General features: G+C 46.2%; 21 protein-coding genes. 14 read left to right on the top strand and 7 right to left on the bottom strand.

Annotation, left to right across the window (positions count from 1 at the left end; all coding sequences use genetic code 11):
• Window positions 1-20: 20 nt before the first annotated feature.
• Window positions 21-1,535, top strand: coding sequence for an apolipoprotein N-acyltransferase (gene lnt / locus G7083_RS09830; protein WP_166014601.1), 1,515 nt, complete (start codon window positions 21-23; stop codon window positions 1,533-1,535).
• Window positions 1,536-1,648: 113 nt separating this feature from the next.
• Here the strand turns inward: lnt and G7083_RS09825 are convergent, their stop codons facing one another.
• Window positions 1,649-2,119: a zinc ribbon-containing protein gene (locus G7083_RS09825; RefSeq protein ID WP_166014600.1), complete on the bottom strand. Its 471-nt coding sequence runs from the start codon at window positions 2,117-2,119 to the stop codon at window positions 1,649-1,651.
• A gap of 173 nt (window positions 2,120-2,292) precedes the next feature.
• On the opposite strand from G7083_RS09825, the gene leuS reads away from it, so the two are divergent.
• The 12 genes from leuS to lipA all read left to right on the top strand — a co-directional run bounded on the left by leuS (window position 2,293) and on the right by lipA (window position 14,964).
• Window positions 2,293-4,869, top strand: a complete 2,577-nt coding sequence (gene leuS / locus G7083_RS09820) for a leucine--tRNA ligase (protein ID WP_166014599.1) — start codon at window positions 2,293-2,295, stop codon at window positions 4,867-4,869.
• 170 nt (window positions 4,870-5,039) lie between these two features.
• The gene (gene lptE, locus G7083_RS09815) at window positions 5,040-5,657 is read left to right on the top strand and encodes an LPS assembly lipoprotein LptE (RefSeq protein ID WP_166014598.1); all 618 of its coding nucleotides are present in this window, start codon (window positions 5,040-5,042) and stop codon (window positions 5,655-5,657) included.
• 5 nt (window positions 5,658-5,662) lie between these two features.
• Entirely contained in the window at window positions 5,663-6,691 is a 1,029-nt protein-coding gene (holA, locus tag G7083_RS09810) for a DNA polymerase III subunit delta (protein ID WP_166014597.1), read from the top strand.
• Window positions 6,692-6,884: 193 nt separating this feature from the next.
• Window positions 6,885-7,202 carry a ribosome silencing factor gene (gene rsfS, locus G7083_RS09805; RefSeq protein WP_166014596.1) on the top strand — a complete coding sequence of 106 codons (318 nt, stop codon included), beginning with the start codon at window positions 6,885-6,887 and terminating at the stop codon, window positions 7,200-7,202.
• Between the two features lie 2 nt (window positions 7,203-7,204).
• Window positions 7,205-7,675, top strand: a complete 471-nt coding sequence (gene rlmH, locus G7083_RS09800; protein WP_166014595.1) for a 23S rRNA (pseudouridine(1915)-N(3))-methyltransferase RlmH — start codon at window positions 7,205-7,207, stop codon at window positions 7,673-7,675.
• A 6-nt stretch (window positions 7,676-7,681) separates the two neighbouring features.
• A complete protein-coding gene (mrdA, locus tag G7083_RS09795) occupies window positions 7,682-9,574 on the top strand; it encodes a penicillin-binding protein 2 (RefSeq protein WP_166014594.1) in 1,893 nt (630 codons plus the stop codon).
• Complete coding sequence (gene rodA / locus G7083_RS09790) at window positions 9,574-10,695, top strand: rod shape-determining protein RodA (protein ID WP_166014593.1); 1,122 nt, start codon at window positions 9,574-9,576, stop codon at window positions 10,693-10,695. The genes mrdA and rodA overlap by 1 nt, the downstream gene beginning before the upstream one ends.
• Window positions 10,695-11,480 (top strand): septal ring lytic transglycosylase RlpA family protein, encoded by a 786-nt coding sequence (locus tag G7083_RS09785; RefSeq protein WP_166014592.1) that lies wholly within the window; start codon window positions 10,695-10,697, stop codon window positions 11,478-11,480. Before rodA ends, G7083_RS09785 begins: the two co-directional genes overlap by 1 nt.
• Before the next feature lie 90 nt (window positions 11,481-11,570).
• On the top strand, window positions 11,571-12,746 hold the full coding sequence (locus G7083_RS09780; RefSeq protein WP_166014591.1) for a serine hydrolase: 1,176 nt from the start codon (window positions 11,571-11,573) through the stop codon (window positions 12,744-12,746).
• 143 nt (window positions 12,747-12,889) lie between these two features.
• Complete coding sequence (gene ybeD / locus G7083_RS09775) at window positions 12,890-13,168, top strand: DUF493 family protein YbeD (RefSeq protein ID WP_166014590.1); 279 nt, start codon at window positions 12,890-12,892, stop codon at window positions 13,166-13,168.
• Between the two features lie 184 nt (window positions 13,169-13,352).
• On the top strand, window positions 13,353-14,006 hold the full coding sequence (gene lipB / locus G7083_RS09770) for a lipoyl(octanoyl) transferase LipB (RefSeq protein ID WP_166014589.1): 654 nt from the start codon (window positions 13,353-13,355) through the stop codon (window positions 14,004-14,006).
• Entirely contained in the window at window positions 13,999-14,964 is a 966-nt protein-coding gene (gene lipA / locus G7083_RS09765; RefSeq protein WP_166014588.1) for a lipoyl synthase, read from the top strand. The genes lipB and lipA overlap by 8 nt, the downstream gene beginning before the upstream one ends.
• Before the next feature lie 92 nt (window positions 14,965-15,056).
• Here lipA and glyA read toward each other — a convergent pair whose 3' ends face one another.
• From glyA to vpsL, 6 genes are all read right to left on the bottom strand, one after another.
• The gene (gene glyA / locus G7083_RS09760) at window positions 15,057-16,307 is read right to left on the bottom strand and encodes a serine hydroxymethyltransferase (protein ID WP_166014587.1); all 1,251 of its coding nucleotides are present in this window, start codon (window positions 16,305-16,307) and stop codon (window positions 15,057-15,059) included.
• A 348-nt stretch (window positions 16,308-16,655) separates the two neighbouring features.
• Window positions 16,656-17,081 carry a VanZ family protein gene (locus G7083_RS09755; protein WP_166014586.1) on the bottom strand — a complete coding sequence of 142 codons (426 nt, stop codon included), beginning with the start codon at window positions 17,079-17,081 and terminating at the stop codon, window positions 16,656-16,658.
• A 49-nt stretch (window positions 17,082-17,130) separates the two neighbouring features.
• Entirely contained in the window at window positions 17,131-19,344 is a 2,214-nt protein-coding gene (gene vpsO, locus G7083_RS09750; RefSeq protein ID WP_166014585.1) for an exopolysaccharide regulatory tyrosine autokinase VpsO, read from the bottom strand.
• Between the two features lie 24 nt (window positions 19,345-19,368).
• Window positions 19,369-19,890, bottom strand: coding sequence for an exopolysaccharide export protein VpsN (gene vpsN / locus G7083_RS09745; RefSeq protein ID WP_166014584.1), 522 nt, complete (start codon window positions 19,888-19,890; stop codon window positions 19,369-19,371).
• Between the two features lie 6 nt (window positions 19,891-19,896).
• Window positions 19,897-21,084 (bottom strand): outer membrane beta-barrel protein, encoded by a 1,188-nt coding sequence (locus G7083_RS09740; protein ID WP_166014583.1) that lies wholly within the window; start codon window positions 21,082-21,084, stop codon window positions 19,897-19,899.
• Window positions 21,085-21,161: 77 nt separating this feature from the next.
• On the bottom strand, window positions 21,162-22,559 hold the full coding sequence (gene vpsL / locus G7083_RS09735) for an exopolysaccharide biosynthesis glycosyltransferase VpsL (protein WP_206212092.1): 1,398 nt from the start codon (window positions 22,557-22,559) through the stop codon (window positions 21,162-21,164).
• A gap of 517 nt (window positions 22,560-23,076) precedes the next feature.
• On the opposite strand from vpsL, the gene G7083_RS09730 reads away from it, so the two are divergent.
• The gene (locus tag G7083_RS09730) at window positions 23,077-24,234 is read left to right on the top strand and encodes a glycoside hydrolase family 55 protein (RefSeq protein ID WP_240911902.1); all 1,158 of its coding nucleotides are present in this window, start codon (window positions 23,077-23,079) and stop codon (window positions 24,232-24,234) included.
• The last annotated feature ends 150 nt before the right edge of the window (window positions 24,235-24,384 follow it).

Here is a 24,384-nt window from a genome sequence, read left to right as displayed (position 1 = left end):
CAACGGTAAATAACAACACGATGAACAGCCTATTATCTCATCGCCTAATGCGGCCGCTCGCGGCCGCTTTGGTTGGTGTGTTGACCCCGCTGGCTTTTGCCCCCTATCAAATTTGGCCACTCGCCTTAATCAGCCCCACTTTACTGCTGCTGCTGCTGCATCAACAAACTGCACGGCGAGCTGCGATAATTGGTTATGCGTGGGGAATTGGGCAATTTGCCTTCGGGATCAGTTGGGTACATGTCAGTATCGACACCTTTGGCGGAATGCCTAAAATCGCTAGCCTGTTTTTAATGACCTTACTGGTCGGTTATCTCGCCCTTTATCCGGCACTTTTCGGCTGGCTGCTCAATCGCTGGTTTGCCAATAACTCGCGCAGCAAATGGTTAGGCGCAGTACCGGCATTATGGTTAATCACTGATTGGTTACGCGGTTGGGTGATGACCGGCTTTCCTTGGCTATGGCTTGGCTACAGCCAAATTGATAGTCCATTGGCTAACTTCGCGCCGATCGGCGGAGTGGAGTTGATCACCTTACTACTGCTGATCTGTGCCGGCAGTTGTGCTTATGCTCTGCTCAATCGCCGCTGGCTCACTCTCTTAATCCCGCTAATCATCTATGCCACTGGCTATGGCTTACAAGCAATCCAATGGGTCACCCCGCAAACCGAACGCAACACAGCGGTCGCGCTGATCCAAGGCAACATTGAACAAGGCTTAAAATGGCTACCCAACCAGCGCTGGCCAACCATCATGAAATACACCGATCTCACCCGAGAAAACTGGGATGCGGACATCATTATTTGGCCAGAAGCGGCAATCCCTGCACTGGAATCTGAAATTCCGTCATTCTTGCATAATTTAGATGCTGCGGCGCGAATCAATCAGAGTGCTGTGATCACCGGCATTATCAATCAAAATGATGATCAACAGTATTTCAATAGTGTACTGACCCTTGGCGTTACTCCTCACGAAGAGTATCGCTATGACCTAAGTCTGCGCTACCACAAATACCATTTGTTGCCATTTGGCGAATTTGTGCCATTTGAGGCGCTGTTAAGACCGCTCGCTCCCTTTTTTAATTTGCCGATGTCCTCGTTTAGCCAAGGCGAGTATGTACAGCCGAACCTGATTGCCAAAGGCTTCGCGTTTGCTGCCGCACTGTGTTATGAAATTATCTTTAATCAGCAAGTGCGTGACAATGTGACCGCTGAGACCGATTTTCTGCTCACGCTATCCAATGACGCTTGGTTTGGCCGCTCCATCGGTCCGATGCAACATATGGAAATTGCCCGTATGCGCGCATTAGAACTCGGTAAACCACTGATCCGTGCGACCAACAATGGCATTACCGCGATCACCGATCAACGTGGGCGGATTATCGCTCAACTGCCACAATTTGAAACTGGCGTATTAAGAGCCACAGTCACCCCAACTCGGGGCAGCACGCCTTATTATCAAGTCGGCACCACACCACTCTATCTCTGGGTCGGACTGGCTCTGATGTTGGCTGGCTGGCGACGTCGCCATATATAAGTACTGATATAAATACCAGTGCTGACACAAATAAACACTGACACAAACGGGAAGCAAAGCTTCCCGTGATTGGTTTGGATCAGGTTGGGTTTTTCAATAGATCTAAGATTGTGCTAAGGCTTAAGAGCTTGGCGGCTGAAAGCTTTACCGCCACATTGAGTACAAGGCTCTACCACAGTTGGGTGAGTAAACTCGGTTTTGTGACCGCAGTGATCGCACACCAAGATCCCCAAGCCAATCATGTCACCGACTTGATACAAGCCTTGATGCTCCAAATCGGCAAACAACTCTCGCCACTCGACGCTGGTGCGATCAGTAATCTCCAGCAGCCCCTGCCAAATCGAGTTAGTGATCATCAGATAAAATGGGCCACTTTTGCTCTGCTCAACACGTTCCGAAAACTCTTTGAGATCGGCTTCGATATAAGCTGAGATTAAGGCGAGCTCATCTTTGGTTAAATCATTAGCCGCATTCACATACTTGGCGGAAGATTGCACAATCTCATGCACACCATCAGAACTGTGTTTAAGGGTTTCTACCACCTCAGCCAATAAGGCTTCATAACTTGCTTTCTGTTTTGGCATATCTTACCTCTCTCAAGCCTGATGACTAGCGGATCATCCCCTTCCAACTTCAAGTTGCAGCTTCAAGTTGGAAGGGGATAGCTATTGTTGTAAACCCCTGCTTTCTGTATTCTATGCCGAACCGAAAGAGTTCGTTCCTACTGAACTCACAAATTCCAAGATGGATGTCATCGATGCAAGAGCAATACAACCCACAAGAGATTGAACACAAGGTTCAACAGCACTGGGACAACCACCAAACCTTCGTGGTTAGTGAAGACCCAAACAAAGAAAAATTCTACTGTCTTTCTATGTTCCCGTACCCAAGCGGCCGACTGCATATGGGTCATGTGCGCAACTACACCATCGGTGATGTAGTCTCTCGTTTCCAACGTCTGCAAGGCAAAAACGTACTACAACCTATCGGTTGGGATGCATTTGGTCTGCCAGCAGAAAATGCGGCGGTCAAAAACAATACTGCGCCAGCGCCTTGGACTTACGAAAATATCGAATACATGAAAAACCAGCTCAAATTACTGGGCTTTGGTTATGACTGGAATCGTGAATTTGCCACTTGCCGCCCAGAGTACTACCGTTGGGAACAAGAGTTCTTCACTAAACTGTTTGAAAAAGGCTTAGTGTACAAAAAAACCTCATCGGTTAACTGGTGCCCTAATGACCAAACCGTGCTGGCCAACGAGCAAGTAGAAGATGGTTGCTGCTGGCGCTGTGATACTCCGGTTGAGCAAAAAGAGATCCCACAATGGTTTATTAAGATCACGGCCTATGCCCAAGAGCTGCTTGATGATCTGGATAACCTAGACGGTTGGCCTGAAATGGTTAAAACCATGCAGCGTAACTGGATTGGTCGCTCTGAAGGTGTAGAACTGAAATTTGCCGTCAAAGGCGAAAACACTGACCTTGAAGTGTATACCACACGCCCTGACACCTTGATGGGTGTGACCTACGTGGCAATCGCCGCAGGTCACCCTCTGGCCAGCAAAGCGGCAGCCAATAACCCAGCCCTCGCCGCCTTCATCGATGAATGTAAAAACACCAAGGTGGCCGAAGCCGAAATCGCGACCATGGAAAAGAAAGGCATGGCAACTGGCCTAACAGCTATCCATCCTTTAAACGGTCGTGAAGTACCGATCTACATCGCCAACTTCGTATTAATGGATTACGGTACTGGGGCAGTGATGGCGGTATCAGCTCATGACCAACGTGACTTTGAATTCGCGACCAAATACGGCCTAGATATCATCCCTGTGATTAAGCCTGCTGATGGCAGCGAGCTGGATGTGTCTGAAGCCGCTTACACTGACAAAGGTGTGTTGTTCGCTTCTGGCGAATTTGATGGTTTGGATTTCCAAGCCGCTTTTAACTCGATCGCGGCCAAATTGGCAGCAGAAGGCAAAGGCACTAAAACAGTTAACTTCCGTCTGCGTGACTGGGGCGTGTCCCGTCAACGTTATTGGGGTGCACCAATTCCGATGGTGACGACTGAAGATGGCCAAGTCCACCCAGTACCAGCAGACCAACTGCCTGTGATCTTGCCAGAAGATGTGGTGATGGATGGGGTAACCAGCCCAATCAAAGCCGATAAAGAGTGGGCAAAAACCACCTTTAACGGTGCGCCAGCCCTGCGCGAAACCGATACCTTTGACACCTTTATGGAGTCTTCATGGTATTACGCGCGTTACTGTTCACCACAAGCGGATGATATTCTTGATCCAGCCAAAGCCAATTACTGGCTGCCAGTCGATCAATACATCGGTGGTATTGAGCATGCGTGTATGCACCTGCTCTATTCACGTTTCTTCCACAAACTGCTGCGTGATGCAGGTTACGTGCAAAGCGATGAGCCATTTAAAAAGCTGCTATGCCAAGGCATGGTACTGGCTGATGCTTTCTACTACACCAATGACAAAGGTGGTAAAGAGTGGGTTGCGCCAACTGAAGTCAAAGTAGAACGTGATGGCAAAGGCCGTATCGTCTCGGCAGTGGATACCACAGGTCGTCAAGTTGAGCACTCAGGCATGATCAAAATGTCTAAGTCGAAAAACAACGGCATCGACCCACAAGAGATGGTCGACAAATACGGTGCTGACACGGTACGTCTGTTCATGATGTTTGCCTCACCTGCAGATATGACCCTGGAATGGCAAGAATCTGGTGTTGAGGGCGCTAACCGCTTCCTGCGTCGGGTTTGGAAACTGGTTCGTGAACATGCTGCGCTTGGCCAAGCTCCAGCACTGGATGCATCTGCTCTGAATGCAGACCAAAAAGCGCTGCGCCGCGATGTCCACAAAACCATCGCCAAAGTGACCGATGATGTCGCGCGTCGTCAGACTTTCAATACCGCTATCGCTGCGATCATGGAGCTGATGAACAAGCTGACTAAAGCACCAATGGCCGAAGCGCAAGATCGTGCGATTCTGGATGAAGCACTGCAGGCGATCACGCTGATGCTGTACCCGATCACTCCACATATCTGTTTCGAAATGTGGGTGGCACTCGGTCAAAGCAATATCGATACGGCAAGCTGGCCAACGTACGATGAAGCCGCACTGGTCGAAGATGAAAAGCTGATCGTGCTACAAGTCAACGGTAAACTGCGTGGCAAACTGACCGTTGCTGCTGATGCCACTCAACAACAAGTGGAAGCATTAGGCATGCAAGATGAGAACGTGCAGAAATTCACCGATGGTCTAACCGTACGTAAAGTGATTTATGTGCCGGGTAAACTGCTCAATATCGTAGCGAGCTAACTTAGCCTAGCGTAACCAATCAACCCGCCATTAGCGTAACCAATGAACTAATGGCGGGTTTTAAGGTCAGTAAACAGGAATCGTCCTGTGTATTTATCTCAGCTTATCGCATGATCAACGCTTGATAAGCTGAGATAAGTATTGTGCCTAATAATGAGACTGAAGCCTCCATGCCTACCCCTGTTGTTACTAGTTTGAAATGGTCACTTTTGGTATTGCTCACCAGCTTACTGACCGCGTGTGGTTTCCACTTACGTGGTGACTACAGTATTCCACAAGAGCTATCGAGCATGTCTTTAACCAGTTATGACCAATACAGCAGCTTTACACGCTTAGTTCATCGCCAATTACGTCTGAATAAGGTCAACTTACAAACCCCCGCCGCCGATGTGCCGAATTTACATCTGCTCAGTGAAAGTGTCGGCGAACGCACCTTATCGCTATACCAAAATACCCGCGCCGCAGAAAAAGAGCTGACCTTTCGAGCCTCTTATCGAGTAACCGTGCCTGAGCTAGGCAGCCGGACTTTTTCAACCAGCGTTACGCGTAGCTATCTAGATAACCCACTGACTGCACTGGCAAAATCTGTTGAACGCGACATGATTGAAGAAGAGATGCGCCGCTTGGCCGCTAGCCAAATTGTGCGCCAAATGGCACGTTTAAAAGCCGACTTCGCCCGTAAAACACTGGATGAGCAAGCCTTAGAACATGAAAACGCTCAGGCCGATTATCAGCTTGAGACTCAAGAATTGACGGAGCCAACCGCCACAGAAGGCCAAAGTGAGTAGTTTCGATGCGCATTTACGCTGAAAAACTGGCTGAGTCACTGCACAAAACCCTGTATCCGATTTACCTCGTATTGGGTAATGAACCGCTGTTGATCCAAGAAGCCAAAACCGCGATTGAAACCGCGGCCAAAGCGCAAGGATTTATCGAAAAACATCGCTTCAGCGCGGATGCCAGCTTAGATTGGAGCTCTGTCTATGATTGTTGTCAGGCTCTCAGCCTGTTTTCCAATCGTCAGTTAATCGAGCTGGAAATCCCAGAATCGGGCATCAACGCCGCGACAGCAAAAGAGTTAAACACCTTAGTAGGTCAGCTCCACGCGGATATTCTGCTGGTGGTGATCGGTCCTAAACTAACTAAGGCCCAAGAAAGTGCCGCTTGGTTTAAAACCCTGAGCCAAAACGCCTGTTGGGTCAATTGCCTCACTCCTGAGTTAAACCGCCTACCACAGTTTGTGCAACAGCGCTGCTACACACTCGGCTTAAAACCGGACGCTGAAGCGGTACAAATGCTGGCACAGTGGCATGAAGGTAATTTATTTGCACTTAGTCAAAGCCTAGAAAAATTAGCCCTACTCTACCCTGATGGCCGACTCACCTTAGTGCGTTTAGAAGAGTCACTAAGCCGCCATAACCATTTCACGCCTTATCACTGGATGGATGCCTTGCTTGAGGGCAAGGCTAACCGTGCTCAGCGCATCTTACGCCAACTGATGCTGGAAGAGAGTGAGTCAATCATATTGATCCGTAGTGCGCAAAAAGAGCTGATCCAACTGTTAAAATGGCAGCAAGAGCGCCAAACGCTGGGCAATCTCGGTGCTCTATTTGATCGCCATCGGGTGTGGCAAAATCGTAGGCCACTTTATTCAGCAGCCTTGCAGCGATTACCCACTCGTACACTGCACTCACTACTGAGCTTACTGGCACAAGCTGAATTACTGGCCAAAACACAATATCAACAACCGGTATGGCCAATCTTGCAGCAATTGAGTTTGCAATGCTGTGATCCTCAGGTAAAGCTGCCTTTACCACACTAAAAGCGTGATATACTGCGCCGTTTATATACCCAAACAACTTGATGTTGTAGGTAGGCAGCAAGTGAGTAAGTCCCCATCAGCATAGACAAACTATGTGATTGGGATGAACGAACCTAGCCAACACCGCTACAGCTTCAAGTAAGAAGGGGATAAAAACTGTGGCTTTTATTAACTCAATTGAGAGGATATTCCCTTGCAAGCTGAAGCACTCAAAGACTTTCTTGCCGACAAAGCCGATGATATTAAAGCGGTGGATATCACCACGCTAGATGTTCAAGGTAAATCCAGCGTTACTGATTTTATGATTGTGTGCACCGGCACCTCAAAAACCCATGTTACCTCGATTGCTGAACATGTTGCCAACCAAGCCAAACTTGCTGGTCTAACCCCACTTGGCATCAATGGTGAAAATGAAGGTCAATGGGTGGTGTTAGATATGGGCAGCGTGATGCTGCATGTGATGCAAGCATCACAACGCGAACTGTATCAACTGGAAAAACTCTGGGGCTAAGTGTGAAAATTCAACTGATCGCGGTCGGTACCAAAATGCCGAAATGGGTTGAAGAGGGCTTTCAAGAATACCGCCGTCGCTTCCCGCATGATATGCCACTCGAATTGGTAGAGATTACCGCGGGTAAACGGGGTAAAAATGCCGATATTGCGCGCATTTTGCAAAAAGAAGGCGAAGCGATGCTCGCTGCGGTACCGAAAGGTAATCGCATCATCACCTTGGATATTCCCGGTAAACGCTGGGATACCGAGGAGCTTGCGCAACAACTGGAAAGCTGGAAACACGATGGCCGCGACGTTTCGATTTTGATTGGCGGGCCAGAAGGACTTGCTCCTGCTTGCAAAGCCGCGGCGGATCAAAGTTGGTCACTTTCACCGCTCACCCTACCTCATCCATTGGTCAGAGTCGTGATGGCGGAAAGCTTATATCGTGCTTGGAGCATCACCACTAACCACCCTTATCATCGAGAATAGCGTGCCATGCGACACCAGCATTCCCCAATCCGCGACCATCAAGCCGAAACGCAGCTGTTTCGTAATCGCGCTATCGTCTCTTTCTTGGCGATTTTGCTGTGTATGGGGCTGCTGGTCACTAACTTGTATCATATCCAGATCAACCAGTATCAAGATTATAAAACCCGCTCCAATGATAACCGAATCAAAGTGGTGCCGATTTCACCGAATCGCGGACTGATTTTTGATCGTAATGGGGTATTGCTGGCGGAAAACCGTCCAGTATTCAACTTAGAGCTGACCCCAGAAAAAGTGCCCAATATGACGGAAACGATTGAGCGCTTACAGCAGATCCTCGAAATTAGCCCAGAAGCACTGGCCGCTTTTGAAAAAGAACGCCGCCAAACACGGCGTTTTAACTCGGTACCATTACTGACTCAGCTCACCGACGAGCAAGTGGCTAAATTTTCGGTCAATCAGCACAAATTTCCCGGCGTTGCAGTTAGCGCTAACCTAAAACGTTATTATCCATATGGCGAAGTACTGACTCATGTGATTGGCTATGTATCACGCATTAACGATAAAGATCTGGAGCGCTTAGAGCGAGAAGATAAAAAAGCCAACTATCAAGCCACACGTGATATTGGCAAGCTGGGCATTGAACGTTACTACGAAGATTTGCTGCATGGCACTGCCGGTTATCAGGAAGTGGAAGTCAATAGCCGCGGGCGGGTGATCCGTACGCTAAAATATGTTCCGCCTATCCCCGGGCAAGATATTGTGCTCAACCTCGACATTGAGCTACAACTCTACGCTTATCAATTATTAGATGGACGCCGTGGCTCTGTGGTTGCACTCGATCCACAGGATAATGGTGTACTGGCGATGGTATCGAGCCCAAGCTATAACCCCAACTCGTTCGTACATGGTATTTCCGCCAAGGCTTACAATGAATTACTCAATGATACACGCCGCCCATTGGTGAATCGTACCACGCTGGGGATTTACCCACCCGGTTCAACGGTTAAGCCCTTTATCGCCGTTTCAGCACTGCAAGACGGCGTCATCACCCCAAATACCACGCGTAACGATCCAGGCTATTGGCGCATTCCTAATACCGATACGCGCCCTTTCCGTGATTGGCTACGCTGGGGACATGGTCGAGTTGATATCATCAAATCCCTTGAAGAGTCGGTGGATACCTTCTTCTATCAAATAGCCTACGATATGGGGATCGATAAGCTCTCCAGTTGGATGATGCGTTTTGGTTTTGGTGAATTTACCGGCATTGATATTTACGAAGAGAGTAAGGCGAATATGCCTACTCGTGAATGGAAAATGGCCCGCCATAAAGTGCCATGGTACCAAGGTGATACGATTCCGGTTGGAATTGGTCAAGGCTATTGGACCGCAACCCCGATGCAAATTGCCAAAGCCACCTCGGTGTTAGTCAACCATGGTGCTGTCACTGCACCTCATCTATTGCGTGCCACCATTGAAAACGGTGCCCAATTTGCTAGTCAGCGGGATATGTCTTACACCACCTATCCGCCGATTGATGGGGTGCCAAAACGGTATTGGGAGATGGCGATCCAAGGCATGCACTTGGTTAACCATGGCGCGAAAGGTACCGCACGACGCGCTTTTCAAAATATGTCTTATCCTACAGCGGGCAAATCCGGTACTGCGCAAGTGTTTGGTTTAGCTGATGGCCAAAAATACAACGCCAGCGAATTAGCGGAACATCTACACGACCACGCTTTATTTACTGGTTTCGCTCCGGTGAATGATCCCAAAGTGATCGTCACATTGGTACTCGAACACGGCGGTGGCGGTTCAAGCAATGGTGGCCCTGTGGTCCGTCAGATCTTCGATCGGGTGATTTTAGGTAACAGTGTGACACAAGAGGCACAACAATAATGAAGATGGATCCCTCTACCGGACAAAATCGGGTGCTGTTTGAGCGTTTTCATCTCGATTTACCGTTGTTAATTGGTGTCTTAACCCTGATGGGATTTGGGCTAGTAGTGATGTATAGTGCCAGCGGGCAAAGCATCGCTATGATGGATCGCCAAGCGATGCGTATGGCGATGTCACTGGTGGTAATGGTGCTGCTCGCACAAATTTCACCTCGCACTTACGAAAGTGCTGCACCAATACTGTTTTTCTGTGGGGGGGTACTGCTAGTGTGTGTACTGCTGTTTGGAGAAACCTCCAAAGGTGCACAGCGTTGGCTTGACCTTGGTTTTGTCCGTTTCCAACCCTCAGAATTGCTCAAACTGGCGGTTCCGCTGATGGTGGCACGTTATATCGGCAAACGCGCTCTGCCGCCCTCGTTAAAAACCTTAGCAGTTTCACTACTGATGGTGTTTGTACCGACTATCTTGATTGCGAAACAACCCGATCTAGGTACCTCAATTCTGATTGCCGCATCCGGCATTTTTGTGATTTTTTTAGCCGGGATCAGTTGGAAGCTGATCACGGCTGCGGCCATTTCCGTGGGTGCTTTTGTGCCTGTACTGTGGTTCTTTTGGATGCACGAATACCAAAAAGTTCGGGTACGCACGCTGTTTGACCCAGAATCCGACCCACTCGGAGCGGGCTATCATATTATCCAAAGTAAGATTGCGATTGGATCGGGCGGGTTATCCGGCAAAGGCTGGCTACATGGCACGCAATCGCAACTGGAATTTCTTCCTGAACGACATACTGACTTTATCTTTGCAGTAATTGCTGAAGAATGGGGTATGATCGGCATCTTAGCGCTGTTGAGCCTATATTTATTTATTATTGGCCGCGGGCTGTACTTAGCTAGCCATGCCCAAAATGCCTTTGGGCGCATGATGGCGGGCAGTATCGTACTCAGCTTCTCTGTGTATGTGTTTGTTAACATAGGCATGGTAAGCGGAATTTTACCTGTGGTAGGCGTACCGCTACCGCTGATTAGTTATGGTGGGACTTCAATGGTGACTCTGATGGCCGGTTTCGGTATTTTGATGTCCATTCATACCCATCGTAAGGCGTTTTCGAAGACACTTTAATGAACCGATTTTATTTATACACCTTGCTTATTTTCATTTTGGCTGGATGCAGCTCTTCCAGTGGCCGCTACGAGATGTCGGATGATAAAGCACCAGATAAACCACTGTCAGTTGAGCATATTGAAGATGCTCATCCACAGTATGAGCCATATAGCTTAGGCGGCAATAAAAACTACAACCTGCGCGGTAAGAGCTATAGCATTATTAAAGATCCCAAAGGCTTTGCCGAAAGCGGTAAAGCCTCTTGGTATGGTAAAAAGTTTCATGGTCACCGCACCTCAAATGGTGAAATTTACGACATGTATTCGATGACGGCTGCGCATAAAACCCTGCCGATCCCGAGCTATGTAAAAGTGACCAACACCGATAATGGCAAAACCACCATTGTCCGAGTCAATGATCGCGGTCCGTTCCATGACGGACGAGTGATTGATCTTAGCTATGCGGCCGCCTACAAAATTGGCGTAGTACAAGCTGGCACGGCCAATGTCAAAATTGAAGTCATCAGTGTCGACAAGCCAACAGCCCCGCGCCCGAAAATTAATGCGCTTGAATATGTGATTCAGGTGGTTTCATCACAACATGTTGAACGGGTGCGAACTTTAGCGCAGAACTTAGGTCAGAGCTTATCGGTGCCAAGCTTTGTGGAAAGCGCAGACAGCCATCATCGATTGTACCTTGGCCCCTTTACTGACGATGATCTAACCCAGAATTTACTTGAACAAGTAAAATCTGCTGGTTACGACAGCGCATTTATTAAAACGCTTAATAAACGCACTCAATAATAACTCAAACCAGACTTGATCATCCGCGTCTGGTTTGAGAGGTTATTTTTGTTAAGATTACGGACACTTAAGTAGAACTAAGCATTCACCATGAAAAAATTAATCCTAAAATCTGGGTTAGCGTCTTCGATTACGCTCGCCATCTCATTAAGCAGCAGCGCATTAGCCTCTCCGATCGTGGTTCCTGATGCACCACAAATTGCCGCCAAAGGCTATGTGTTGATGGATTATCATTCAGGCAAAGTGTTAGCGGAAAAAGAGAGTAATACCAAACTTTCTCCGGCCAGCCTGACCAAAATGATGACCAGCTATGTGATTGGGCAAGAGCTCCAACGTGGCAATATTTCACTCAATGATGATGTAACGATCAGCAAAAATGCTTGGGCGAAAAACTTTCCTGACTCATCGAAAATGTTTATTGAAGTCGGAACCACAGTAAAAGTCAGTGATCTTAACCGTGGCATTATTATTCAGTCCGGTAACGATGCGTGTGTCGCCATGGCTGAACACATTGCCGGAACCGAAGATGCGTTTGTCGATCTGATGAATGCTTGGGCTAGCTCGTTGAATATGAAAAATTCCCACTTCACCAACTCACATGGTTTGGATGATGCGAATTTATACTCAACCCCTTATGACTTAGCGCTACTTGGCCAAGCACTGATCCGAGATGTACCGGATGAATATGCCATTTATGCGGAGCAAAAATACACCTACAACGGTATCACCCAATATAACCGCAACGGCTTACTGTGGGATAAAAGCATGAATGTGGATGGGATCAAAACCGGACACACCAGTGGCGCGGGTTATAACCTAGTGAGCTCAGCGACTGAAGGGAGCATGCGTTTAGTCGCTGTGGTGATGGGTACCGACAGTGAAAACGCCCGCAAAGCAGAAAGTAAAAAACTGCTCAGTTATGGCTTCCGCTTTTTTGAAACCGTAGCGCCACATAAAGCTGGCGAAACCTTTGTCAACGAAACCATCTGGATGGGTAGCCAAAATACCATCGCGCTCGGCGTGGCAGAAGATACTTATGTCACCCTACCTCGTGGCCAAGCCAAAGATCTCACCGCCAGCTTTGTGCTGGAAAAAGAGCTTAAAGCACCACTGAAAAAAGGTGATGTGGTCGGGACGCTTTACTATCAACTCTCTGGCAACGATCTAGTGCAATACCCACTGATGGCGCTGGAAGATGTAGAAGAAGGTAGCTTATTTAATCGTCTGTGGGACTACTTGGTACTGCTGTTTAAAAGCTGGTTTTAAGTGAACCCTATCCTAGCTTGAGTGCATATCGATTCAACACTAAACAAAGCCGCCCAGTGCGGCTTTTTTGTGCGCTTGAGATCACATCGGAATGGCTGTAGTATTTCGTCCCGTTTTTCCAATGCTCAAACTGGAGTGTCACTATGCTCAACATCAACTCTGATGCGAAATTAAAAGATTTGCTCGAATTTCCATGTTCCTTTACTTACAAGGTCATGGGATATGCTAAACCTGAGCTACCAGAACGGGTGTTAGAAGTGATTCAGCGCCACGCTCCTGGTGATTACAGCCCACGAGTCAAACCAAGCGCAAAAGGTAACTATCATTCCGTATCAGTGACCATTCACGCGACCTCGATCGAACAAGTGGAAATCCTCTATAAAGAGCTAGGTGAAATCGATATTGTGCGTATGGTGTTGTAAACCTCGTCATTATTTTATTTGTTAAAATATTATTGGAAGCAGCTTCGGCTGCTTTTCTTTATTTTTCATCAAGTTAATTAGCCACCCCCACCATAACATCAAAAAGATGCCGCAGATAGGTAGTTGATTATGCACAAGCAGTTTATAATCGAAATACTTTACATATCTCAGATGGATGTGCTTGATGGAAAATCAGTTGTTAGTGAGATACCTTGGTAAGCAGGATTACACGCCCGTTTGGCAGGCGATGCACCACTTCACCGATCAGCGTAGCTCAACAACGCGCGATGAAGTCTGGCTGGTCGAGCACCATCCAGTGTTTACTCAAGGACAAGCTGGCAAAACTGAACATCTATTAAATACTGGTGATATTCCAGTGCTGCAAAGTGATCGTGGTGGGCAAGTCACTTACCATGGCCCCGGGCAATTAATCGCCTACGTATTAATTGATCTGCGCCGTAAACACCTCGGGGTTCGTGAACTGGTCACTAAGATTGAACAATTAGTCATTAACACCTTACAACACTACCAGATTGACTCTGCTGCCCGCCCTGATGCGCCTGGGGTTTATGTACAAGATAAAAAAATCTGTTCATTAGGTTTGCGTATCCGCAAAGGCTGCTCATTCCATGGGTTGGCATTGAATATTCAGATGGATCTTAGCCCTTTTCAACGCATCAACCCTTGTGGCTATCCCGGCATGGAGATGGTGCAAATCAGCGATTTTGATCGCTCGGTTGACCTCGAAGCCGTAGCACAACTATTAATCCAAAACCTCGTTGCTCAACTAGACTACGAGCAAGTCGAATTCAGCACAGAAGCCTATAATTATGAGTAAACCAATTCAGATGGAAGCCGGCATTAAGTATCGTGATGCCGCCAAAATGGCCTTAATTCCAACCAAAAATATGCCGACAGAGCCGCAAGAAATTCTGCGCAAGCCGGAATGGATGAGAATAAAGCTGCCCAGCGACAGTCAACGCATCCAAGACATCAAAGCCGCGATGCGTAAAAATAGCCTGCACTCAGTGTGTGAAGAAGCTTCGTGTCCCAACTTGGCGGAATGTTTTAACCATGGTACCGCCACGTTTATGATCCTTGGTGCCATCTGTACTCGACGCTGCCCGTTCTGTGATGTGGCCCATGGCCGCCCAAATGCGCCGGAAGCGCAAGAGCCGCAAAAACTAGCACAAACCATTCGCGATATGCAGCTCAAGTATGTGGTGATCACCTCAGTAGATCGTGATGATTTACGTGATGGTGGCGCGCAACATTTCGCTGCGTGTAACCGTGAAATTCGCCAGTTAAATCCACACATCAAAATTGAAACCCTAGTGCCAGATTTCCGAGGCCGGATGGATGTTGCCTTAGCCGCGCTGCAAGATAATCCACCGGATGTGTTTAACCATAATTTAGAAACGGCGCCACGCTTGTATCGTAAAGTGCGCCCGGGGGCAAACTACAAGTGGTCGCTAGAATTACTGCGCCAATTTAAACAGCAGCACCCGCATATCCCGACTAAATCAGGGCTAATGATGGGCTTAGGTGAAACCAAGCAAGAGATCATTGAAGTACTGCAAGACTTACGTGCCCATGGGGTAACCATGTTAACACTCGGCCAATATTTAGCACCAAGCCGCCACCATTTACCGGTTGAACGCTATGTCCCCCCTGCTGAGTTTGATGAACTAAAAGCCATCGCGCTGCAACTCGGCTTTACTCATGCGGCATGTGGCCCGTTTGTGCGCTCTTCTTATCATGCGGATTTGCAAGCCAAAGGGTTAGAAGTTAAGTAATAAAAGCCATTGCGCTTCTAAGTAATATGAAAAGTAAAAAGCCTGCAAAAATGCAGGCTTTCATTTATCGCAGTATCTGCTCGACTCACCGCTTACGCGTAAACGGGTAAACGTTGGCAGATCGCCAGCACTTTTTGCTTGGTCGCTTCAATTACCGCGGCATCATTGATGTTATCGAGCACATCACACATCCAGTTAGCCAGATCTTGTGCATCTTGCTCGGTAAAGCCACGACGGGTGATCGCCGGTGTACCTACGCGGATGCCAGAAGTCACAAATGGACTGCGTGGATCATTTGGCACCGAGTTTTTGTTAACCGTGATGTTCGCTGCACCGAGTGCGGCATCCGCATCTTTTCCGGTAATGTCTTTATCGATCAGATCGACCAAGAATAGGTGATTCTCGGTGCTGTTCGAGACAATTTTATAGCCGCGAGCTTGGAACTGCGCCACCATCGCCTTAGCATTTTTGACTACGCGCGCTTGATAGGCTTTGAACTCAGGCTCCATAGCTTCTTTAAATGCCACTGCTTTAGCCGCAATCACATGCATCAGTGGGCCACCTTGGCCGCCAGGGAAAACCGCAGAATTCAGTTTCTTATACATCTCCTCGCCAGCATTTGACAAAATCAAACCGCCGCGTGGACCTGCCAAGGTTTTATGGGTTGTGGTACTCACCACATGAGCAAATGGTACCGGTGTTGGGTAGACGCCAGCCGCGACCAAACCAGCAACGTGCGCCATATCGACAAACAGATAAGCACCGACTTTATCGGCAATATCACGCATCCGCTTCCAATCAACGATTTGTGAGTAAGCCGAGAAACCACCGATGATCATCTTAGGTTTGTGCTCTAACGCCAACGCTTCCATTTCGTCGTAGTTGATTTGGCCAGCTTCATCAATGCCATAAGGAATGATATTGTAATGCTTACCAGAGAAATTCACTGGCGAACCGTGGGTTAAGTGACCACCGTGTGCAAGGCTCATACCAAGCACAGTATCACCTGGGTTAAGTAGCGCCATATACACTGCGCTGTTCGCTTGAGAACCAGAGTGTGGTTGCACGTTGGCATATTCACAGCCAAACAGTTGGCAAGCACGTTCAATCGCCAAAGCTTCCGCTTTATCAACAAACTCACAGCCGCCGTAGTAACGCTTGCCAGGATAACCTTCCGCATACTTGTTGGTCAGTTGAGAACCTTGTGCTTGCATTACACGCGGGCTGGTGTAGTTTTCTGAAGCAATGAGTTCAATATGTTCTTCTTGACGAAGTGTCTCTTCTTGGATAGCCGCGTAAAGCTCCGGATCGTAATCAGCGATGTTCATATCACGCTTAAGCATCTGTATCTCCTGACTCAGATTTGACTGAAATTGCAAAAAAAAACACACAACGACTCAACGCAAACGTTTTCGTCATCACTTTATGCAACGCATTCTACATAATTTGATCTTTATCATAAAGCCTAATTATCGCAATTTATTATGCAGTTTTTTCATAACTCCAGAGACTACCTGCATGTTAAGCCACGTAAACATAGCTAAATATACCCAAAAAACTTGGAGTTGCAGGTAGGCGGCAAGTGAGTGAGTCCCCATGAGCATAAGCAAACTATGTGGTTGGGGTGAACGAACGTCGCCAACACCGCTGCAGCTTCAAGTAGTAAGGGTATAGCCTAGAAGCCGGATAGCTTAATGAACAGCAACTGGCTTACGTTGCCGCCATCCTACCCAAAAAGCGTTGCATAAACTTGCGCTCATCACCCCCATCAAGCTGGCCAAAATATCTAACAGGCTAAAAGTTCGTAGCGGTGCAAAAGCTTGCAACGCTTCATCCACCATACAACCGATCGCGACAATCCCGCCCGCGAATAGTACACCTTGATAACTAGCGTAGGTCGCCGAAAGCACCCGATAGACAACCAAGGTTAAGCTCAGGGCTAATAATGCATGCAGGTGTAAATCGCTGCCAACCATCAGCTCCAACTGTTTCACGTAATCAGCATGCCAACCGAATGATTTCAGCCCTGAAGCCAGCGCGGTCATTAGTGCTAATCCCCACAACAGCAGCATAGAGACTGGACGCTGCTCAATTAGCGCGCGCAATACATGCCACATTCGCTTCCCCTGATTGAAAACCAACAAACTTTCTTTTTCACTTTGGCTTCTACTCGCGCGCACTCGCTTTAGCGTAATCAGCATAATAAGCTTGAGGATGATAGTAACCGCTATAGCGTGAGGCTTGTTTGGCATTCAAGCGATTGAGGATCACCCCATCAATACGACTGGCTTGATGGGTCAATTTCCCCACCACATCACGCACCATCGGTGTGCGAGTATGATGAGCATCAATCACTAAAATTACCGAATCAACGTATTTGGCCAGCATAAAGCTGTCGCTTACCGCTAAACAGGGTGGAGTATCAATCACGATTTGTTGATATTGAGTACGTAATTGCGCTAACCAGTGACTGAATTTCGAAGATGACAGCAACTCTAACGGATTCGAGGTATAAACCCCCGCAGTGAGAATATCTAGCCCAGATTGCTGATCATGATATATACAATCTGCCAGACTATGGGTCCCGGTTAACAAATTAGTGATACCCGGCTGCGCACCGGAGATCCCAAACCGATGGGCAACCGCTGGCTTACGTAAATCGCAGTCAATCAGCAGCGTCTTCTCCATTTGTGCTAAAGACAAGGCTAAGTTAATACTGGATAGCGTTTTACCCTCGCCCGGTATACAGGAGGTCAACATCACCACATGCTGCCCCTGATTAACATGAGCCAGTAAATAACTGGTGCGGATAGTACGCACCGCTTCGGTGAGTTGATGTAAGCCCGCATCAAAATACGCTTTGGCATCTAATTTAGCACGCCGTTTACCAATCATTGGGATCACCCCTAATAAACTCAGCGCCAGTTGTTTCTCTACTTGCTTAATATCGGTGAAAGTGTCAGACATCGCATCAGAAATAAATGCCAACACACACCCAAAACCAAACGATGCCACCCACGTCAACAGCACAATCAGCTTTTTGTTCGGCTTACTCGGCGCTAACGGTGGGCTCGCTTGGTCAGTAAAGCGGGCAATAGTGGTATTAAAATCCCCTGAAGCACTGGTTTCTTTTTGGCGAGCTAAGAATAGATCAAACAACTCACGGTTAGTTTGCACTTCGCGTTTGAGTTCTGAAAATTTGGCATTTTTGACGGTTAGAGTTTGAAATTCTGATTTACGCTGCTTAAATTCCGCCTGCAGTGCCAGTTCCGCCTGCTTTGCTCCCTGTAACTCATTGTTGATACCATTAAGCAACTGCCTAAGCTCAGCGCGCAGATTGTTACGCACCGCATCTAGCTGTGCCTGCGCCGATTTCAATCTCGGGTGTTTCGGACCATAACGCTTAGAAAATTCAGAGACTTTACGCTCAGCATCGACCTCTGCAACCTTCAAATCTCGAATGGTCGGATGGTTGGAAATTTCTGGAATGGATGAGAGCGCAGTGATATCGCGATCATTTTTGCTATAGCTGCTAGCGACCAAATACAGGGTTTCTGCGGCGACACGACGATCGCGCGCTCGGTTCATCTGTGAAGTCAGCTCTTCCAGCCCCTGGGTTGCTAAGCCTTCCACGCCTTGCACATCCACTAAACCTTCGGCTTGTAAAAATGCCTGCAGTTGAGTCTCAGAACTGCGCATTTTTTCACGCAGCTCTTCCATACGGGTATTGAGCCAAGTGTTGGCTTTTAATTCCACTTCCAACTTCGCTTCCAGATGGCTATCCATATAAACCCGAGCGATCTCATTGGCGATGTTAGCCGCTAATTGAGGATCTCCCGCGGTATAGTAAATATTGACCAACTGCGTTTTACGGATCGGAACAATCTCCATACCCAGCTTGAACTTATATAACACTAGGCGATTTTGACGATATGCCAATTGTTCTGGATCTTGCTCCACATTTTGTGGCTTGAAGCGGTTAAGTATCGGTAACCACTGCAAGATCTGCTCTTTTAACTCGGATAAACGATTATTTTGCGCAGTAAGGTCGAATTCAGAGTGACTCTGTAAAGCTAAACGCTGAATGACCTGCTCTGCAATCGCATCCGATTTAAGAATTTCAATTTGAGTTAAATAGTATTCCTGACTTTTGGTATCGAGCCCATATACCTCTTCAATCGATACCGCTTTCGCTTGTGTCGATTCAATCAAAATCGTGGCTCGGGCGGTGTACTCTGAACGCATTGAGAGCACGAGCAATAAGCTTATTGCGGTGACTAAAGTTGAAAACAGCAAAATTCGCCATTTGTAGCTAAGCAGCACATTGAAATACTGACGAATATCAATGACTTCTTCTTGAGTGAATTGTTTACCTGCCATCTTGTGTACCGTTACACCCTAAAATTAAAAGAAGCTTTCGGAGACAGTCAATATGTCACCCGGTTGAAGTTTACTCAGTAACGTGACTTTGAGTGGTTTTGCCTCAAGATCATCGTTATTAGCAATAAATAGATTGGTTTTTGAGGCGCGTTCAGTGAATCCCCCCGCGATAGTGATCGCTTGATTAACCGTCAAACCGGGATGGTATGGGTAGCTACCAGGCTTCATCACTTGGCCATTCACAAAGAAAGGGCGATATTCGAGGATAGATACCGACACATTTGGATTGAGCAGATATCCATCCTGCAAACCATCATGAATCTCAGTTTTGACCTGTTCTAAGGTTTGACCTTTCAAATTAATTTTGCCAAGAAATGGATAATCCAACGTACCATTGTCACTGACCCGAGTTTCAAAAGAGAGCTCAGGTTCGTCATAGACTTGGATCCGAATTTGATCGCCAACTCCCAAACGATAAAAACCATCATTGGCTATCGCTAGAACTGGCAGTAACAAGCAGAGCACAAAAGAGAATAGAGACTTCATAGTGGGTTACATCACACCGTAAATGGACAGTAAATAAACATTTTGACTATAGCTGAGTCGATCAAAACTAGCGTCTTTGCTTTCGCGGCCAACCCCAACGTTAAAGGTTAACCAGCGCCGAAAATCATAACTGAGATTTAAACTCGCCTTGGTGGTTTGGTCTTCACGCTCGGAAACGGTGTAGGCTTCATCAACTTGAGTCCATTGCGCGACAGTCTGCCACTTAGCATTCCAATTGTGCGACCAACTGGCTTGGTAGGTTTGCGCATCGATGGCATCGCCGTCACCATCAGAGTCTGTCGAGCGGCGATGCGTCAACAGTTGCAATGCTGAATAGGTGCGAATTTGGTAAGTCACATCGACATCCCACGATAGAGAATCAAAATCCTTGCGGCTGGTGGCAACAAACTCTTTTTGCTGATAACCCAGTTTGGCACTGCCTTGCAATTTACCGGTGGCATCCCAAAACGCCCCAACGTAAGCAAAGTAATGATCATTATCTTTACTACTAGACTTAGGCTCCACTAAGTCATAGCGACGCGAGTTGGCGATCACCTGTGCAATCAATGAAGTGCGTGGCCAAGCCTGATAGTAAAAGGTCGAGTTAAAACGCCACTCCTCCCAGTCCTGATATTGGGTAATTGTACGGTTATTTTGGTAACGAAAATCCTGCCAAGCTAGATTGGTCTCAACACGACCTACCGCTTGGGTAGCACCAAAACCATAGCCAAAATTAAGTGTATGGCTATCATACTGGTTATACGCTAGGCCAAGCGTAGTATCGTTATCACCACGTCCTTCATGGGCTAATGCTAAGTGATATTGCAAAGCGAAACGATGACGTGAATTCAACGGCCACTGGCTAGAAAGATCGAGAAAATGGTCGGTAAAATTATCTTGCTCGGAGCTAAAATAGCGCCCATTGCGTAACCGATAGCTAACTTCAGTTTGATTGCCTTGCGGCTCAAACCTTAACCCGACTCCGGGTTCAATAATGGTAAAAGCGGAGCTGTCTTGCTGGCGGTGAGATTTCGCCAAATTGTCGTTGTAACCACTGGTTAAATTAAGCTGAGGTACTATCGCCACCCCTGATGCGGTCACGATCGGGTTCGGTGTTGGCTTCGCCTCAGCCGACGACACATAACATAATGCCTGTATCATTAAACTAGCGGTCACCACAGATGTCCATTTCATTACTTCCCTTTGCCTACCTTTATTGAATTCCATATTGATTCACCTGTCGCACATGGGCCATTCAAGTAAGTACTGACTTAATAGGCATTTTTGCCCACAAAGCCTTTAAAAATAGTCAGAAAAACAATTTTGAGATCGAACCACAGCGACCAACGGTGAATATAATCGAGATCAAAGCGTATTCGTTGCTCCATCTTATCTAAGGTATCCGTTTCACCACGCCAACCATTGATCTGTGCCCATCCGGTAATGCCCGGTTTGACTTTATGGCGTAGCATGTAGCGGTTAACAATGGTGCGGTATTGCTCATTATGTGCCACAGCATGTGGTCTTGGCCCGACAATCGACATACTGCCTTGCAGCACATTAAAAAATTGCGGTAATTCATCTAATGAAGTACGGCGGATAAAAGCCCCAAATCGAGTCACTCGTGGATCACCTTTAGTGGCTTGCAATACTTGGCTACCATTATCCATCACCCGCATACTGCGAAATTTCCATACTTGGATCGGCTTACCATCCAGACCATAACGATTTTGTTTAAAGATGATCGGCCCCGGCGAGCTAAGCTTGACGCCAAGCGCCACCATCAATAACACAGGACTAATCAACAGCAAGATCAGGCTGCTCAGCACCAAGTCTTCAAAGCGTTTAACCCAGTTCAATAGTCCATTAAATGGGCTATCAAAAATACTAAAGGCATTAACATCGCCAATCGTGTACCAACGTGAGTGCAATAAATTGAATGTAAAAAAATCAGGCACGATATAGGTATTGACTGTGCTATCAGAAAACGCCTCTAGAATTTGGCTAATCCGATGCTGAGCCTGCATCGGCAAGGCAATGTACACATTTTGCACCTGTCCAGTTTTGGCTAGATTTAACGCATCATTAATACTGCCTAATACTGGTGCTCCATCTTCAAGGCGCGCAGGTTCACGATCATCATAAAAACCTTGCATCACAATCCCTAATTCAGGGTTATGAATGAGATTCGCCGCTAACTCTTTGCCCTGAACTGTCATACCAATAATGACTGAGTTTCTAGTGTGTAAGCCTTTTTTATGCATGTAATAAACAGTGGCAAATGCCAATATACGCCAGCCAATCAATACAATAAAAGTACCAATAAACCAATTACCAATGACTAGACGGGAAAAGTCGATACTCACTTTTAAAAAATAACCTAGCAAGGTAAGACAAGCAATTGTTGCAGCCCAACAGAATGCCGTATGTAATGATAAAGATCGCAACTTTGCTGTACGCCAATCACTGTAAATATCTAAACTTTCAGCAATATATGAATAAAAAAGCCCACCCAACAAAGCCAATGAGATATAAGCCATGGTAACTACATGCTGATTAACTTTTACCGCAAGATACATAACCAACAAAATAAAAAAAATATCGATCAGTCGATAAAAGAATTTCCCTTGATAATGAGTAATCCGAATTCTACTCTTTTCTTTCATCACACTTTCTCCTTATCGAATCATGTTATCCAACCTGCCACATCAAATGTAGAAAATAGAAAAACAAACACCATCAATAAATAATCTTAACGTATGAGACATCTGGGATACAGGCTACATCTTTATTGATAGAAAAACATGCATCATTTGTAAGACATAATGTATATCACCAACTAAGCAACACAGTAAAAATCATTAGTATCAAATTAATCAAAAAGCACAAAACAAATAAAAACAAATAAAAAAACAAACAGATAGAAAGAAAAACCATTAAATTACAAGCCAATCCTAGTACAAAAATCAAAACTAAGGTTTATACTGAAAATAAACTTTAGTTATAATTTCAAATATAAGAAACAAATAAAAACAATATCGTTCAAATGAATTATTTTTGAGAAACAATGAAAATAATCACAATTAGGAAAAGTTTTAGTTGAACCGTAAGCTAATATCAGCCCTACCTACTGCCAATCCATCATGGCTGTGAACGTAAATGGCTAACTCACCAGAGGATCACACGGTGCATTATCAATTAAGCGCTCTCGCGCTATTATTAAGCTTTTCCAGTTTAGCTAGCGCTAATCCTTTTGATGTGACCGATTTTGGTGCCATCGCCAATGATGGGCTTGATGATTCATCGGCCTTTCAAGATGCCCTAGATCAGTTAAGCAATGGCGATATATTGACCATTCCATCAGGTGAATATCAAATTTGCAGAATGCTGCACCTGAAACAAAAAAATGACATCACTATCAGTGGTGTAGATGGTAGCCATTTAAAAAAATGCACTCCATTTGCTGGAGAATATTTACTGCATATTGCTTACACCCAAAACCTAACACTGCAATCGATTCATTTCGAAGGCATTAATAATGGTAATCAACAACCGGTATGGGGAGAACAAGGCATCTATTTAGGCAGTACTAAAGGTAGCCGGATCATACACAACCAATTTAACCACTTTGGTGATGCCGGATTACGCATCACCACTGCCAGTAATGACCATTCCAATCAACCAGGCTCCACTTCCATCATCGTCAGAGGTAATAAGTTTAAAGATTGTGCGCAAGTCACAACCACCCAAGCAACCTCCGGAACCGAAAAGGCAGGCACACAAAACATCCTGATTGATAATAATCAATTTATTGGTTGTAAGTTAAAGCTTTCTGCTCGCGCAGAAACGCGCGGAGCAAAAGTAACCAACAACACATTTGCAGATATCAATGGAACGGCTAATGAAGTGAGTTACTATTCTGATGTCAGCTATTTCAATAATAAATTTGATAATATCCTTGGATTTGCAATAAATATTTACCCAAATCCAAGAACAACAAAAGAAATTCAATGGGGTAATATCTCGATTATAGGTAATACGTTTGACACTATTCAACAAGGCATAAGATTACAAAGTTTTGGTAAAAAAACCATTGCAAAGCAGCCAATAAAAAACATTCAAATCGAAAAAAATATCTTTAATAACATCCATTTTAAAAATGGAAAAAACAAGATAGAAGATCAATATAAAGCCATCATTAGAACAACAACTCAAGATAGTGTTTTATCTTTCGACCATGTTCAAATCCAAAACAACCATTATAACCTAACACCATCTAGCCAGTTTCTATCTATAGACAACAAAACCACCAATATAACTATAGAAAACAACTCAGAAAAATGAATATACCCAAACAACTTGGAGTTGCAGGTAGGCGGCAAGTGAGTGAGTCCCCATGAGCATAGGCAAACTATGTGATTGGGGTGATTGGGGTGAACGAACGTCGCCAACACCGCTGCAGCTTCAAGTAGGAAGGGTATAACCAGATAAAAT

Origin of the sequence: Vibrio sp. HDW18 (assembly GCF_011306175.1) — a bacterium.
Taxonomy (GTDB): domain Bacteria; phylum Pseudomonadota; class Gammaproteobacteria; order Enterobacterales; family Vibrionaceae; genus Vibrio; species Vibrio chanodichtyis.
Note: the sequence above shows the minus strand (reverse complement) of the source record. Positions and strands in the feature narration are given on the sequence as shown.